The organism is Ignavibacteriales bacterium, from assembly GCA_016709765.1.
Lineage (GTDB): Bacteria > Bacteroidota > Ignavibacteria > Ignavibacteriales > Ignavibacteriaceae > IGN3.
This window is the reverse complement of record JADJMD010000013.1, coordinates 948,441-964,552: the sequence shown is the minus strand read 5'-3', so window position 1 is coordinate 964,552 and position 16,112 is coordinate 948,441. Positions and strand designations below refer to the sequence as shown.

Genomic DNA, 16,112 nt, shown 5'->3' with positions numbered 1-16,112 from the left:
CTGCCCACTTTTGTGGGAATGACAATTTGTTTGTGTCATTCCTGACTTGATCGGGAATCTTATAGTAAAAAGAAAAAAATGATTAGAGATTGTGATCGATGATGAAATTGTCACCCTGAGCAAAAACGAAGAGTGACAAGGAAAGAAAGGAAAAGAAAATATTATGTCGTTTAACTTAAATAGACTAACTATAAAAGCACAGGAAGTTGTTCAAAGCGCAATTGAGATTGCACAAAATTATAACAATCAAATTGTTGAAGCAGAACATGTTCTGGCCGCAATTGTACAGGAAAGTGGAAATGTTGCTGAGAATGTCATAAAGAAAACGGGCGGCAACTTTAATGCAGTTAAGTTAAAAGTTGTGCAATTGCTGGAAACACTTCCAAAAGTAAGCGGTACAGGTTTAGGAAATCAGCAAATGTCTCAATCGCTTGGAAAGGTATTTGATGTTGCTGCTGAAGAAGCCCGCAACTTAAAAGATGATTATGTTTCAACTGAACATATCTTGCTCGCACTATCTAACGAAAAAGGAAAAGCGGGACAACTTTTACGTGACAATGGTATTAATTATAAAGATATTCTTACTGCACTAAAAGAAATTCGCGGAGCACAACGTGTTACTTCTCAAAATCCTGAAGATACATATCAATCTTTAGAAAAGTACGGAAGAGATTTAAACGAGCTTGCCAAGCAGGGCAAACTTGATCCAGTAATTGGTAGAGATGAAGAGATAAGACGAGTGCTTCAGGTTTTATCACGTAGAACAAAAAATAACCCTGTTTTAATTGGTGAACCTGGTGTTGGTAAAACTGCAATTGCAGAAGGTATAGCCCATCGAATTATTTCTGGCGACGTTCCGGAAAATCTAAAAACAAAAAGAATCGTTGCGCTTGATATGGGCGCTCTTGTGGCTGGAACACAATTTCGTGGACAATTTGAAGAAAGATTGAAAGCTGTGATTAAAGAAGTGCAGCAATCTAATGGAGAAATTATTCTTTTTATAGATGAACTTCATACACTTGTTGGCGCAGGTGCAACACAAGGCGCAATGGATGCCGCAAATATTTTGAAACCTGCCTTAGCCCGTGGTGAGTTGCATGCAATCGGCGCTACGACACTTGATGAATATAAAAAATATATTGAAAAAGATGCGGCACTCGAAAGACGTTTTCAACCGGTACTTGTTAGTGAACCATCTGAAGAAGATACAATTTCTATTTTGCGCGGACTTAAGGAGCGATACGAAGTACATCACGGCGTTAGAATAACCGATGGTGCAATTGTAGCTGCCACGCAACTTTCTGAAAGATATATAACAGATAGATTTCTTCCTGATAAAGCAATTGATTTGATTGACGAAGCTGCAAGTAAACTTAGAATTGAAATAAATTCTATGCCTGAAGAACTTGATGTACTTGAACGCAAAGTAAAACAACTTGAAATAGAACGTGAAGCGTTAAAGCGAGAAAAAGATGATGCTTCCGCAAAACGACTTGAAGAATTGCAAGAGGAACTGAGCCAACTAAATGCAGAGCGTTCAATACTTCGCACACATTGGGATATTGAAAAAGAGAAGATTCAAAAAATTCGCACAATGAAAAGCGAAATTGAAAATCTTAAGCTTGAAGCAGAAAAGTATGAACGTGAGGGTGATCTTGGAAAAGTTGCAGAAATACGTTACGGCAGAATTGTAAATCTTGAAAAGCAATTAAAAGAAGAAACAAAGAAACTTGCCGAAGCTCAACAAGACAAAAAAATGTTAAAGGAAGAAGTTGATGCAGAGGATATTGCAGAAGTAGTTGCAAAGTGGACCGGAATTCCTGTTAGCAGAATGCTCGAAAGCGAACGCAGCAAACTTTTAAAGCTGGAAGATGAATTACATAAGCGAGTGATAGGACAGGATGAAGCTGTTTCGGCAGTAGCAAATGCTATTCGCCGTTCACGTTCGGGATTACAGGATGCAAATCGTCCAATCGGTTCATTTATATTTCTTGGAACTACCGGTGTTGGTAAAACAGAACTTGCACGCGCACTTGCAGAAATTCTTTTTGATGATGAACACGCAATGATAAGAATTGATATGAGTGAGTATATGGAAAAGTTTTCCGTATCGCGATTAATTGGTGCGCCTCCCGGATATGTTGGATACGAAGAAGGCGGGCAGTTAACGGAATCTGTACGACGAAGACCTTATTCTGTGGTTTTACTTGATGAAATTGAAAAAGCTCACTCGGATGTTTTTAATGTTCTGCTGCAGGTTTTAGATGATGGAAGATTAACCGATAACCAGGGAAGAACTGTAAACTTTAAGAACACAATTATAATAATGACATCAAATCTTGGCTCTCATATAATACAGGATAGACTTGAGGCATTTAATGAAGATAATGTTGAAACTTTTATGGGTGAGCTTAGACAGCAGATGCACGACTTGCTAAGAAAAACTATTCGTCCTGAGTTTTTAAATAGGATTGATGAAATTGTTCTCTTCAAACCTTTATCAAGATTAGAAATTAGAAAGATTGTTAATATACAACTTGAGCGCGTGCAAAAAATGTTAAAAGATAAAGAAATCACACTCGCTGTTTCTGATGAAGCAAAAGATTGGCTTGCGCAGCTTGGTTATGATGTAACTTACGGTGCGAGACCTTTAAAAAGAGTAATTCAAAAATATCTTATTAATCCCCTTTCACAGGAATTGCTTGCCGGTAATTTTGGAGATGGAGATACGATTAAAGTTAACTTAAGTGAAAAAGTTGGATTAGTGTTCCTAAAGTAATAGTAATAATTTTTTCAATATACTCACCCTACGCCGTGTCAATTGAAGCTGGGTTTTAATAAGTAAGACTCTCCCGAACAGTGTTTCTTTTCAAAAAAATATAATTTTATTAGACCTCCAGGTATTTTCTTGAGTATTAAAAAATTTTAAAGCAACATTTTATATATAGAAATTATTTCGTAATGTTGTATAAATATTATGCCCATTTCTCCTGTTGAGGCAAAAAATATTCTACAGTATTATTCTTGTATCAAAACTGCTTCGATTTATCATTTCTTTGGGCTGCCATAAATTCCATAAATAACGGTGTGCATACATTCATTCATTCCACAAGGAGGACATTATGTTCAAAAGTTACTTGAATCTTCTGTGTTCTTTCGGTTTCGTTTGCTTGCTATTATCAGGATCATTTGCAAATGCACAAACAAATCCTGATTCAAAAAAATGGTATACTGGAATTTTTGGTGGATATGTTTCAGGAGAACTTAATTCAGATGATCCTACTCATAAAGAAACAACAGGTGATTATAATGATGACAGCCCAATGGCAGGAGTATTTATTGGATATCAACATCAGTTTGATAATGATTGGGTTGCGGGTGCAGAGTTAATTATACCGCTATATATGGAAAAAGGAACTGCCGTGGATAAAGTTTACTTTCCCGATCTTGTGACATATGAGGCGAGCTACCGTTATGCTCTGTTTTTAACTGGAAAGTTTGGCTACAGCTTAGACAAATTACTTCCATATGTGTTTGGAACTGTTGGTTTTGCAAATGTAAATGGCAAAACATACAATGTTGATTTAGATGAAAACTATTCGCCAGGATTTGAACAAAGTGCTGCGGCAACACATTTAATCTGGCAAATAGGCGGCGGTGTAGATTACAATTTTAGTGAAGTTTTATTTGCAGGTGCACGGGTTGGTGCTTTTATTGGTACCAGAGCAGATCATACAATGCCGTGGAATGAGCCAGGGCCAAATATGTTTGGATATAATGCGCTTTTAATTCAGGTTAATTTTGGTTATAGATTCGGATTTTAAATACTGTTTCGGTGTTAACATAATGAAACAATTTCAAACCGCAGGAGATAACTTCTACGGTTTTTTTAATTTAAATTATTCTTGCCGTTGTTTTCTTTGGAAAGAATTATGAAGTTTGATTTAGAAAATTATTTTCGTGGACGTCACGGTCTTATCGTGACGCAAGTTATATCCGCCGCCGCGGTGCAACCGTGGCAGCCAGTGAAAAAAATAACTAAAACTAAAATCGATTCCTCTAACCGTTCAACCGTTTATTATTTATTACACTAGTTGATAAGTCGAATTGAAGTTTTTAAGTTTGAGATAAATGTTCTAATTGAATAATGCCACATAAAAATTACAAGGATTTATGATTACACGAGCGAAAGACAGAATAACAAAAATTCCTATTATGGGTAGTTCAGGAGATTGTCCAACGGGTGCGATGCAGTTCGATCTTGATTGGCCTGGACTATGGGTACGAGGAGATGATGCACTTGACCTGTACGATGAACTAATAGAATTCAAGGAAAGGGTGTTGCTTCCAAAGGGGATAAAAAGATACCCGCACTCTCTTGAGATTATGCTTGAAATAATAGCAGAGGATGTGAAAGTGAAGCGATAGAAAATCAGTACACTGCTTCAAGCCTAGAGAGTATTTGTATCTAATGAATTAACTGAAGCGTGATTAGAGCTCCCAGATTGCCTAAGCAGCGTGGGACTTTTTTGCAATGGTTAATCTTGCCATTGTAGTCTTATGTATTAAACTTACTGTTATTTTCTTGGGAAAAAATTGGGAAGTTTGATAGGAATGGTTTATCGGCTCCTGGCTTTGACAGGATCTTCAGTGACCATAGTTCAAAATTAGATGAGTAATAGTGCTGGATGAAGGAAGAAACCATAATAATATACCGCCCCACCGGTCCAGAAGAATTGAAGCTGCTGGCTGAAAGTGGTTATAAAAAATGGCCGCCTCGATTTCCAGAGCAGCCAATTTTCTATCCAGTCACAAATGAAGTGTATGCAAAACAAATTGCTATGAAATGGAATGTAAAATCCAGTGGAGTTGGATACGTAACAAAATTTAAAGTTAAAAAGGAATTCATTGATAAATATGAATTACACAAAGTTGGAGGAATTAATCATACAGAATGGTGGATACCGGCTGAAGATCTTGAAAAGTTAAATGATAATATTGTTGGCTTAATTGAGGTTATCGGTGAGTATAGATAAATTTTCGTTGACGTCACGATCGTACCGTGACGTATGTGGTAACCTCTGCCACGGTGCGACCGTGGCAGCCTTGCAAAGGTTTTTTATTCTCCCCTTTGTTTCCTTTGGGAAGAATGGGGAAGTTTAAAGTTGCAAACAATTTAGGTGTAAGTAATATTTAGCATCCGGCTCTTTCTGACAAATCACATATTTAACCTGAAAAAATCAGGAAAAAACTGATAGATTGAATACTTGTTTCTATCATAAAATGAAATAATGGAGATTAATTGGACACACTGAACAAAAACAGAGTTCCGCATATAATTTTTTTATACTGGGTTATTAAAATAGCCTCAACCACGCTCGGGGAAACTGGTGCTGATTTGTTCTCTATGACACTAAATCTTGGTTATGGAGAAACAATTATAATTTTTACCATCTTATTCCTGATATTGCTTTCCATCAAACTATATATCGGTAAATATAATCCGGCGGCTTACTGGTTAGTATTTACAGCAACTGCAATTGTCGGTACCGGAATTTCTGATTTTATCGATCGCACATTGGGTCTGGGTTATACTTTCGGGTCGGTTATTTTAGTGCTGTTTTTATTGATTGTTTTAAAACTATGGCATCAAAAAGAAAAATCAATATCAGTTGAAAACATAAGAACGCAATCTGCCGAAATTTATTATTGGATTGCATTTCTTATTGCCAATACATTGGGAACCGCAGCCGGTGATTTTCTTTCTGATAGTTTAGGATTGGGGTTTTTAATTAGTGCCCTTCTAATAACCGGAATGCTGATTGTCACTGTGCTTCTGCATTATTTTACTCCGGTTTCAAAAATAGTTTTATTCTGGATTGCATTTGTTTTAACAAGACCATTCGGTGCAACCTTTGGTGATCTTCTTACCAAACCTATTGAAAAAGGAGGTCTTGATCTTGGTACCACCGGGGCTTCAATCTTTTTTACAATTATTTTAATTATCGGATTGTACAAAGAAACCAAACTGGAAAAAGTAAGAGCTACAAACAATAAAATCTAAAAGATTTTAAAACCTGCCCGTTGTTTTCTTTGGAAAGAATTGGGAGGTTTAGTAAGGGAAATTAATTTATGAACAACTTATAAAAACTCGGCTTCGAAAATTGGTTTTGGGAATCCTCCGTAAGGAGTCCTTAGGACATCCATTCGAGGAAAGATAAAGTTGGTTTATTCAAAACCAACTGCTTTCAAAATACGTGAGTAATAAGCGCAAGCAAAAACAGCTGGTGTAAATAACATAATGGATGCTGATCAAAAAAATATTGATGAAGAATTAGTCATCGTCAAGTATGACTCTAATTGGCCAGTATTATTTAATTCTGAAAAAGAATTGTTGTTGAAAGCACTCAGTAACGCAGTCACAAATATTGAGCATTTTGGAAGTACTGCAGTAAAAGGTATGGCCTGCAAACCTATAGTTGATTTGCTGGTAGGTGTAAAAAGTCTGGAAACTGCTATTGCAAAGATACCTTTACTTGAATCACTTGGTTATGAAAATTTCGGAGAGGTTTTTTTCAGAGGACGTATCTATCTCCGTAAAAGAAGCAAGCACAACTTCAATCTTGCCATAACAGTTAAAGGTGGTTCCTTCTGGACGGATCAGATAATTCTCCGTGATTATTTAAGAACCCATCAGGAAGAGGCAAAAAACTATTCGGCGTATAAATATATTATATTTAAGTCTGGTAAAAGATTGTTCTCAACATATTCTCAGGCAAAGGATGCTTTTCTTAATGATATTAAAAACCGATCAAAACAATGGTATAATTCAACAATATGAACGTTATTGAAAAACTCGGCTTCGATAATTGGTTTGAGGATAAATTAGACTATGTTTAGGATTACTGAATCCGATGTAGCTAATCTAATCTCTCAAGATGCAAAAAGTATTAAACTTTTAATCGAGTTAGACCTTTTCAATAAGTTGCAACTTTATATGACTGGTAGAATCACCCGAGGCGTCGAATTATTTGGAATTGGTCCATTAGAAATTATACGGGGGGCAAATTTTTTGTTTGACTACCGCGAGCTAATAAACTATGCTATAGAAAATCATTATCGAGTATTTGTTATAAAAGAAGGGTCATATTTTGGAAATGGAAATTGGTATTTGGAATTTAATAAGAAATAAATCAGAACAGCTAAATACTGTCCGCATAATTCACACAAAAACGTGAACAGAATCAAGAGATTTTTAATATGAAAACAATTGAGAAACTTGGATTTGATAATTGGTTTTTGGAATCAATCCCTTCGGGAAGGGATAAAGTTGATTTATCCCAAAACCCTGATTTTAAAATCGTAAGAGTAATAAGTGTAAACAAAAACAGCTTTGTTGTTTCCAACGGCATAAAAGACATTTATGCAGAGCTGACTGGAAAATTTTTGTTTAATTCTGATTCCGCTTTAGACCTGCCAACCGTTGGCGATTTTGTTTATGCACAATTATTTGATGATGATACGCTTGCAATCATTCAGGATATTCTTCCGAGAAAATCTTTACTAAAAAGAAAAGCCGCAGGAAAGAAAATTGATTATCAATTAATTGCAGCGAACATTGATAATGCAATTATTATGCAGTCACTTGATTCCAACTTCAACTTGCGAAGACTTGAACGTTATCTGGTAATGATCAATGAGAACAATATAACTCCACTTATATTTTTAAGTAAAAGCGATCTTATTAGTCCAGAAGAAGCTGAAGAAAAGAAAAAACAGATACTTGAAATATTGCCTGATGCAAAAATATCTTCATTTAGCAATACTAGTTTAAATGATATTGAAAATATCAAAACGCTTTTTACCCCACATAAAACTTACTGCCTGCTTGGTTCATCGGGAGTCGGCAAAACCACTTTACTGAATAATTTAATTCATCAGGAGTTATACAAAACACAGCCGATAAGAGAAAAAGACGGAAGAGGAAAACACACTACCACACGACGCGAGCTGATTGTTCTGGAAAACGGAGCAATAATAATTGATAATCCCGGAATGCGCGAGCTTGGGGTGATCTCTAACGAGTCCGGTCTTGGTGATACGTTCAATGAAATTGATCAGCTTGTAGATCAGTGCAAATACAAAGACTGCACTCATACAGTTGAAGTCGGCTGTGCAGTACTAGAAGCGATGCAACGTGGAGAGATTTCAGCAGAGCGTTACAACAACTACATAAAAATTTTTAAAGAGTCGCAGTATAACGAAATGTCCTACGTAGAAAAGAGAGAGAAAGATAAAAAGTTTGGCAAGTTCTTTCATGCCACAATGAAAGATGTAAAAAAAATAAAGGGTAGAGATTAAATAAAAGTTGTCTTTGGACGTCACGGTCGTACCGTGACGAATTGGATATTCTCTGCCATGTTGTGATCGTGTCAGCTGTCGAATTTATTCCAATATTTCTTTAACACGTCCAACGCCTCCAGATTCAAGTCGTACTTTTATTCCGTGAGGGTGCTTTGGTGATTTTGTAAGAATGTCTTTAACAATCCCTTCGGTAAGTTCCCCGGTGCGCTGGTCTTCCTTCATCACTATTTTTACTTGCACACCTATCTTAATATCGGTGCGTTTAATTCCATTCATTAATCAATATCCTGTTTGGTTTTGAACTGGCCAAGTTTTTTATCTTAAAAATTTAAGATCTTAACAAAACATATTTTCTATTTAATTAAAATTATAATAAAAAATGTTTGATCAAGACTTTTTGTAAGCCTATTTTTATTTTAAACTTCATCAGAAGTTAATTTAGTTGTTCTAAATTTGGTATAACAGTGAAATCAGCTTTCAAAAAAACGTATTCAAAATTATCCCTCCGTACTTCCGCTCTTTTCGAAAGAGCCAAGATGACCGAACATACCTTTATGATTTTGGTCGCAATTATAATTGGAGTTATCGCTGGTTTTTCTGCAATCGGAATTAGAGCATTAATAAAATTATTTTCTCAACTTTCTTTTTCCGGACCCGGGAATCTTCTAGAAAATGTAATTGCTACCCCATGGTATCTTATTATTATAATTCCTGTTATTGGCGGAATAATAGTTGGGCCACTAATCTACTACTTTGCGCCCGAAGCAAAAGGACACGGTGTTCCGGAAGTAATGCAAGCAATTCTTCTTAAAGGTGGACAAATAAGAGGAAGAGTAGCCGTTGTTAAGGCACTTGCCTCGGCAATTACAATTGGTACCGGCGGATCGGTTGGAAGGGAAGGACCGATTATACAGATTGGTTCAAGTCTTGGTTCAGTTATTGGACAATTTTTAAGAGTTTCGCCCAAGCGGTTAAAAACATTAGTTGGATGCGGCGCTGCAGCTGGAATTGCCGCTGCATTTAATGCTCCAATTGCAGGAGCTTTGTTTGCGGTAGAAATAATATTAATGGATTTTGCCGTTGCACAGTTTTCTCCTATCGTAATTTCATCGGTAATGGCAACAGTAATCTCGCACACTTTTGAGGGAAACTTTACCGCTTTTATTGTACCCAAATATCAACTTACATCTCCCGTTGAAATTGGGTTTTATTTTGTTCTGGGTGCTGCAAGTGGAGTTGTTGCTTATCTTTTTATAAAAACGCTTTATTTCAGCGAAGAGTTTTTTGACAATCGAATAAAAATTCCGGATTATTTAAAACCAGCACTTGGTGGAATTGGCATCGGTCTTATGGCACTCGTGTTTCCTCAGATTATGGGAGTTGGTTACGATACAATTAATAATGCCCTCTACGGAAATATGATTTGGTATGTTGCGCTTGCATTAATCTTTATGAAAATTCTTGCAACCTCTCTTACTCTCGGTTCCGGTGGTTCTGGTGGAATATTTGCGCCATCACTTTTTATGGGTGCGATGCTGGGTTATTTTTTTGGATCTTTCGTTCATACTTATTTCCCGGATATAACTGCTTCCCCAGGTGCTTATGCTTTGGTTGCAATGGGCGGATTAGTTGCGGGAACTACAAGGGCACCAATTACGGCTATCATAATAGTGTTTGAGCTTACAAATGATTACCGCATTATTCTGCCACTGATGATAACTTGTATTATGAGTATGATTGTTTCAACAAAACTTTCACGGGAATCTATCTACACATTAAAACTTGTATTAAGAAATATTGGAATTAAAGAAGGGATGGAAACCAATATTATGGAATCAATACATGTAAAAAATGTATATCGAAAAGATTTTGAAACGATACATGTTGCTGATAATTTTAACCAAATTGTAAATCGTGTGATAAGAGGAAAGGAATCTGATTTCCCCGTTATTGATTCAGAAAGACGCGTTAAGGGCATGATTTCAATTCACGATATTAAAGACTCCATATATGAAAAAGAATCATTAGAAAATCTGTTAATTGCAGGAGACATTTCAAATCAGTTTTATGAAACACTTTTGCCGGAGGATAGTTGCCAAGTAGCGTTAGATAAATTACGAAAATATTCTTTCGAAGGTCTTCCCGTGGTTAACGATAAAGACTCAAATAAAATAATCGGGATTCTGTGGAGAAAAGATATCCAGGATTCCTACGACCGTGAAATTGAAAAGAGAGAACTAACCTCGAATCTTGCAAGCTTAATTACTATGAAAGACGATGAACCCATGGTTCACTTTATGGAGGGATATTCAATAATAGAAATTTCTCCGCCGCATATGTTCATTGGGAAATCAATTAGAGAGTTAAATATTAGAAGTGAATATGGTGTTGATGTGCTTTCCATAAAGACGAAAGAAAAACGAGGGGAAAAAATAACAGCCATTCCAAGTCCGGATTATATTATAAAAGAAGATGACACTTTAATTATAGCAGGTGAAATCAAAAAAATTAATCTTGTCCGCAGTCTTGGTTAATCCATCCATAAAAAACATTGGACTTTTGAATATCTACTTTTAAACAATCCTTAATAATTGCCCGCACGCAAATCAAATTATTGAACACTTCATAGACTTTAGTTTAACTTTTTCTAAAGTTGTGTTATGCAATTTTAAGGGCTTTAGAATCTAAAGCAGTTTACTTTCATCATATAATCAACAAAAACTTAAATTAAAAATAGAGGAATTTATTATGGAACAAGTAATTCAAAATGAAGTGGTTTCAATGCCGCGTATCGGTGATAAAGCACCATCATTTAAAGCTGTAACTACGCAAGGCGAAATTAATTTTCCCGCAGATTATTCCGGTAAATGGGCAATCCTTTTCAGTCATCCAGCAGATTTTACTCCTGTTTGTACTTCTGAGTTCATGACATTCGCAACAATGGAAAAACAATTCAATGATGCTAACTGCCAGCTAGTAGGTCTTTCAATTGATGGACTATACAGCCACATAGCATGGTTAAGAACCATCAAAGAAAAAATTGAATACAAGGGAATGAAAAATGTTGAGGTAAATTTTCCGTTAATTGAAGATATCAAAATGGATGTTGCAAAAATGTATGGAATGATTCAGCCGAATGAAGATTCAACTAAAGCAGTAAGAGCAGTATTTTTCGTAGATCCCAAAGGAATAATTAGAGCAATAATTTATTATCCGCTAAGCTTGGGCAGAAATTTTGATGAGCTTTACAGAGTTATAATTGCACTTCAAGCGGCAGATGAGTTTAACATTGCAACTCCGGCTGATTGGAGACCGGGCGATGATGTAATTGTTCCTCCTGCAGGTTCATGCGGAACAGCAAAAGATAGAATGGAAGGAAAAGAGAAAAATGTTAAATGTTATGACTGGTTCTTCTGTACTAAACCAATAAGCAAAGATGATGTGATGAAAGCAGTGTTGAAGAAAAAATAATTTTTCTTTGGAATAATTGATTGAGACCACGGAAAAATTTCCGTGGTTTTTTTATTTTAAATAAAAACCTTTCTGAAATTTATTGAAGGATCTCTATGACAAAATATAAATTCTCGGTGTCATCACTAATTCCATCACCTGCTCAAAAAGTCTATAGTATTATTGCAGATTATAACAACGGCCATCCTCAAATTTTGCCCAAACCACCTTTTGTTTCACTTACTGTCGAGAGGGGGGGCCTCGGAGCGGGAACAGTTCTTAATGTAAAAATGAAAGTTATGGGTAGACTGCAGACTTTCAACACAATTGTGTCAGAACCCGAACCTGGGCGTGTGCTAGTAGAAACCAATGACACTGGTTACATTACCACATTCACAGTAGATCCTAAAAACGATGGAAAGTATTCATATGTTACGTTCACAACTGAAATACAAGAAAATTCTAACTTATTGAAAAAAATAGAATTCTTTTTCAGCAAACAATTTCTGCCCCCAGTATATATGAAAGAATTAGAGAATCTGGCTAAGATTGCTTCTATAAAATCTTAATTGATTATAAATGTTTCGTTAATTGTTACGATTTCATTAAACAAATTGATAAAATATTTCTTCTGTAAAAACCAACTAGTAAAGTTGATGTAATGAAAACAATCTTCAAGAAAAGATAAGCAATTGTTTTGCAATTAAAACTTAAAGCCGCAGAAAACACACTGCGGCTTTTTTATGAATTCCATTCTTCAGAACTTGTATATTCTTCCAAAGTCTTCATCAATTCCGCAAATTTTAATTTGATTTTAATAGACGACTGGTCTATTTTTATAATTAATATTTCTTTTGGTTGAAAAATGACAGATACTAAGAATAAATTATTACAAATTGGAGCAAAATACGTTCATCTAAAGGGCTTTAATCATACTGGGCTTCAGGAAATTTTAAAGGAAGCCAATGTGCCCAAAGGTTCTTTTTATTTTTATTTTAATAGCAAAGAAGAATTTGGATTAGCTATAATTGATGTTTTTATAACTTTTTTGAAAAGTCATTTGGTTATAGTCTATCTGATAAATCTTTGAGCGGACTGCAAAGAATTAAGGCGTTTCTTTATACCACAACAGATATTTTAAAGGAAAATAATTTTACTCTCGGCTGCCCGATCGGAAATCTTTCATTAGAAATGGGAGACATAAATGAAAAATTCAGATTAAAATTATCAGATGCTTTTTCTAAAATGGAAGAAAAAATATTTGAATGTTTAAAAGATGCACAATCAGTAAAAGAAATCAATCAATCAATTGACATAAGAACTTCAGCAGCTTTTATAATAAATAGTTGGGAAGGGGCTATCGTTAGAGCAAAGGCTGAGAAATCAAACAGCCCGTTGAAAATACTCGAAGAAATGTTATTTGGAAAAATATTAATTAAATAAAATTTAGAGAATACTTAAATAAGTTCCGGTAAATTACTCTTAGTCAAAGCGGACAAGGGCTACTTAAAATATCTTATATCCTTGCCTGGTATGTATAAAGATCAAAGTATCTTCCTTTTTTCTCAATCAGCTCACTGTGGGTTCCGCGTTCTTTTATCTCACCTTTTTCAATAACAAGTATTTGATCAGCCTGCCTGATAGTACTTAGCCGGTGGGCTATCACAAAAGTGGTTCTGCCTTTCATTAATTTTTTCAGACTTTCCTGTATGAATGATTCACTTTCCATATCAAGGTTAGAAGTTGCTTCATCCAGGATGAGAATTTTAGGATCTGCAAGCAGGGCTCTTGCAATTGCAACTCTTTGTCGCTGTCCTCCTGAAAGCTTAATTCCCCTTTCACCGATAAGTGTTTGAAGCCCGTCCGCAAGTCTGTCAGTAAACTCAGGAACGTGAGCTGCTTTTACTGCGCTTAACAATCTTTCGTCCGAAGCATCGGGGCGCGGGAATAATATATTTTCTTTTATAGTACCTTCAAATAAAAAATCATCCTGCAGAACCACACCAAGATTACTCCTGTAACTGTTAAGCGTAACTTTAGAAATATCATTGCCGTCTATCGTAACTTTACCAATTTGCGGAGTTAGAAATGAAGCTGCTATTCCTGCAATTGTTGTTTTGCCTGATCCCGATGTTCCAACCAGGGCAGTTACTGTTCCCGGTTTTGCAGTAAAACTGATATCCTTAAGTACGGTCTTTCCTTCTTCATAAGAAAAAGAAACATTATCAAAAATTATTTCGCCGTTAATGCTTTTAAGTTTTATGTCTCTAACCGTACCGTCATCTTCAGGACTCATATTCATTATTTCTTCCATCCTGTCTAATCCCGCCATAGCTTCCGTAAGCTGCGAGCCGATGTTGCTCATCTCTATAATCGGGGCTATCATAAATCCAAGGTATAAAGTAAAAGATAAAAACTCTCCAATAGTAAGCTGATGCTCTACTATCATATACCCGCCGATGCCCATAATTCCAGTTGATGCAATCCCTAACAGGAATGTAGCAGAACTGGTAAGCAGACTTGTAGATGTAAGACTTTTCTTCACATTCTGGAACAGCCTGTCAACACCGGCTTCAAAAGTTTTTACTTCCTGTGCCTCGGCATTAAAACCTTTAATTACCCTTACTCCGCCAAGAGTCTCTGTCAGTCTTCCGGTTACTTCTGCATTGATAACCCTGCGTTCCCTGAATATCGGTCTGATATAACCGAACGCCTTTAATGCAACAACACCAAATATCGCAACGGGTACAAGTGTATATAAAGTCATCATAGGGCTGATATTAATAAGCAGAACCAATGAAATTACAGCTGTTAGAATGCCGCCAAATAACTGAACAAGCCCTGTACCTACAAGATTCCTTACACCCTCAACGTCACTCATTATTCTTGAAACAAGAGCACCAGATTTATTATTATCAAAAAACCTTATAGGAAGTTTTAGTATTTGTTTTTGCAGCTGTGCTCTTAGTATTGCTATTAAATGCTGTGCTTCAACGCTTAATAATTTTGTTAATAGAAAAGAAGTTCCTGCCTGCACAATTATAGCCGCACCGACAACTATTAATATTATTTTTAACATTTCAATATTACCCTTTGCTATAACATCATCCATCAGGTACTTGCTTGCACCGGGTAACACAAGACTTGATAACCTGCTTATTATAATTAATACCACTCCTACGAGCAGAATATTTTTTCTGGGCCATATTAAAGTTTTAAATACGTGCCCTATTGTTACTTTTGATTTACTTTTTGCAGCCATAATTTTCTTTGATTTGAAATTAATAAATTATCGGGTTGATGATGTAACTTATGCTAAAGCATTTAATTATAAAAGATGATTGTGTTTATAAACAATTTATTTTAGTTTCGAATTGACAATATGTAGACCGATCTCGAGCAAATTCACGCCGATATGTGTTCTTTGGTTAATAATACCTTGTAGTATAAGTAATAGTCAGATTGTTTAATGAAAAGAATAAAAGGAAAGTTGGTATGACAACTATTGGAACTGTCGAAAGTTTATGGCGTTATCCGGTGAAGAGTATGAGCGGTGAGGAGATGACCGAATTGTTTATGGGATTTTCCGGCATTTATGGTGACCGATGCTTCGCCTTCAAGAATTCATCTGCACGCAAAGGGTTTCCTTATCTTAGCGCAACGGCACAACACGAAATGCTGCGCTATCGTCCGCAGTTTCGTTATCCTGAAAGAACTGTGAAACCTCCGAATTTGATCGAAGCGATGAGCATCGAGCCTGGTGTTACTCCTGCAAACGCCGATCCGGACGATTTAATTTTAGATGTCCGTACACCCTCAGGTGCAGTGGTCGCTGTTGATGATCCTGCGTTGAAAGAAATGCTAGTGGAAGGATTGCGTGGCGAAAATCACTTGACGCTCGTACGTTCAGATCGCGCGTTAACCGACTGTCGCCCTGTATCGTTGATCAGTCTGCAAACTATCCAACAGGTCGAATCGGAATTGGGCATTCCTCTTGACAAACGACGCTTTCGGGCTAATGTCTATTTTAATCTCGCATCGGGTTACGGCTTTGGTGAAGATGAGTTGGTCGGTCGCAAACTACGTATCGGTTCGAGGGCGGAGATAATGGTTCTGGAACGCGACCCGCGCTGTAAGATGATATCGCTCGATCCTGAAACTGGGGAACACAATCCGGAAGTTCTACGCAAAGTTGCCCAGGCACACGATAACTTAGCCGGTGTATATTGCGCCGTTCTGGTAGAAGGTATATTGACAAAAAACGATTCAATCGAACTGTTGGACTAAAAGCACAACAC

Annotated in this window: 16 protein-coding genes; 14 read left to right on the top strand and 2 right to left on the bottom strand. The window is 36.3% G+C overall.

Annotation, left to right across the window (positions count from 1 at the left end; genetic code table 11):
- Window positions 1–163 precede the first annotated feature (163 nt).
- From clpB to rsgA, 8 genes are all read left to right on the top strand, one after another.
- Entirely contained in the window at window positions 164–2,779 is a 2,616-nt protein-coding gene (gene clpB, locus IPJ23_13840) for an ATP-dependent chaperone ClpB (protein ID MBK7631756.1), read from the top strand.
- 343 nt (window positions 2,780–3,122) lie between these two features.
- Window positions 3,123–3,824 carry an outer membrane beta-barrel protein gene (locus IPJ23_13835; GenBank protein MBK7631755.1) on the top strand — a complete coding sequence of 234 codons (702 nt, stop codon included), beginning with the start codon at window positions 3,123–3,125 and terminating at the stop codon, window positions 3,822–3,824.
- A gap of 349 nt (window positions 3,825–4,173) precedes the next feature.
- Window positions 4,174–4,428: a hypothetical protein gene (locus IPJ23_13830; GenBank protein ID MBK7631754.1), complete on the top strand. Its 255-nt coding sequence runs from the start codon at window positions 4,174–4,176 to the stop codon at window positions 4,426–4,428.
- 260 nt (window positions 4,429–4,688) lie between these two features.
- Window positions 4,689–5,036 carry a hypothetical protein gene (locus IPJ23_13825; protein MBK7631753.1) on the top strand — a complete coding sequence of 116 codons (348 nt, stop codon included), beginning with the start codon at window positions 4,689–4,691 and terminating at the stop codon, window positions 5,034–5,036.
- Window positions 5,037–5,302: 266 nt separating this feature from the next.
- Window positions 5,303–6,064 carry a hypothetical protein gene (locus tag IPJ23_13820; GenBank protein ID MBK7631752.1) on the top strand — a complete coding sequence of 254 codons (762 nt, stop codon included), beginning with the start codon at window positions 5,303–5,305 and terminating at the stop codon, window positions 6,062–6,064.
- Window positions 6,065–6,301: 237 nt separating this feature from the next.
- Entirely contained in the window at window positions 6,302–6,841 is a 540-nt protein-coding gene (locus tag IPJ23_13815; protein MBK7631751.1) for a GrpB family protein, read from the top strand.
- A gap of 51 nt (window positions 6,842–6,892) precedes the next feature.
- On the top strand, window positions 6,893–7,192 hold the full coding sequence (locus tag IPJ23_13810) for a hypothetical protein (protein MBK7631750.1): 300 nt from the start codon (window positions 6,893–6,895) through the stop codon (window positions 7,190–7,192).
- 68 nt (window positions 7,193–7,260) lie between these two features.
- Window positions 7,261–8,361, top strand: a complete 1,101-nt coding sequence (gene rsgA, locus IPJ23_13805; GenBank protein MBK7631749.1) for a ribosome small subunit-dependent GTPase A — start codon at window positions 7,261–7,263, stop codon at window positions 8,359–8,361.
- Window positions 8,362–8,445: 84 nt separating this feature from the next.
- Here rsgA and IPJ23_13800 read toward each other — a convergent pair whose 3' ends face one another.
- The gene (locus IPJ23_13800) at window positions 8,446–8,640 is read right to left on the bottom strand and encodes a YwbE family protein (GenBank protein MBK7631748.1); all 195 of its coding nucleotides are present in this window, start codon (window positions 8,638–8,640) and stop codon (window positions 8,446–8,448) included.
- 260 nt (window positions 8,641–8,900) lie between these two features.
- Here IPJ23_13800 and IPJ23_13795 point away from each other — a divergent pair, with 260 nt between their 5' ends.
- The 5 genes from IPJ23_13795 to IPJ23_13775 all read left to right on the top strand — a co-directional run bounded on the left by IPJ23_13795 (window position 8,901) and on the right by IPJ23_13775 (window position 13,257).
- The gene (locus IPJ23_13795; GenBank protein ID MBK7631747.1) at window positions 8,901–10,898 is read left to right on the top strand and encodes a chloride channel protein; all 1,998 of its coding nucleotides are present in this window, start codon (window positions 8,901–8,903) and stop codon (window positions 10,896–10,898) included.
- Between the two features lie 214 nt (window positions 10,899–11,112).
- Entirely contained in the window at window positions 11,113–11,835 is a 723-nt protein-coding gene (locus IPJ23_13790; GenBank protein MBK7631746.1) for a peroxiredoxin, read from the top strand.
- A gap of 95 nt (window positions 11,836–11,930) precedes the next feature.
- Window positions 11,931–12,383: an SRPBCC family protein gene (locus IPJ23_13785; protein MBK7631745.1), complete on the top strand. Its 453-nt coding sequence runs from the start codon at window positions 11,931–11,933 to the stop codon at window positions 12,381–12,383.
- A gap of 296 nt (window positions 12,384–12,679) precedes the next feature.
- A complete protein-coding gene (locus IPJ23_13780; GenBank protein ID MBK7631744.1) occupies window positions 12,680–12,904 on the top strand; it encodes a TetR/AcrR family transcriptional regulator in 225 nt (74 codons plus the stop codon).
- Window positions 12,901–13,257, top strand: a complete 357-nt coding sequence (locus tag IPJ23_13775) for a TetR family transcriptional regulator C-terminal domain-containing protein (protein ID MBK7631743.1) — start codon at window positions 12,901–12,903, stop codon at window positions 13,255–13,257. The genes IPJ23_13780 and IPJ23_13775 overlap by 4 nt, the downstream gene beginning before the upstream one ends.
- A 73-nt stretch (window positions 13,258–13,330) precedes the next feature.
- On the opposite strand, the gene IPJ23_13770 is transcribed toward IPJ23_13775, so the two are convergent.
- Window positions 13,331–15,076: an ABC transporter ATP-binding protein gene (locus IPJ23_13770; protein MBK7631742.1), complete on the bottom strand. Its 1,746-nt coding sequence runs from the start codon at window positions 15,074–15,076 to the stop codon at window positions 13,331–13,333.
- A gap of 233 nt (window positions 15,077–15,309) precedes the next feature.
- Here IPJ23_13770 and IPJ23_13765 point away from each other — a divergent pair, with 233 nt between their 5' ends.
- Window positions 15,310–16,101 carry an MOSC domain-containing protein gene (locus IPJ23_13765; GenBank protein MBK7631741.1) on the top strand — a complete coding sequence of 264 codons (792 nt, stop codon included), beginning with the start codon at window positions 15,310–15,312 and terminating at the stop codon, window positions 16,099–16,101.
- Window positions 16,102–16,112: the final 11 nt, after the last annotated feature.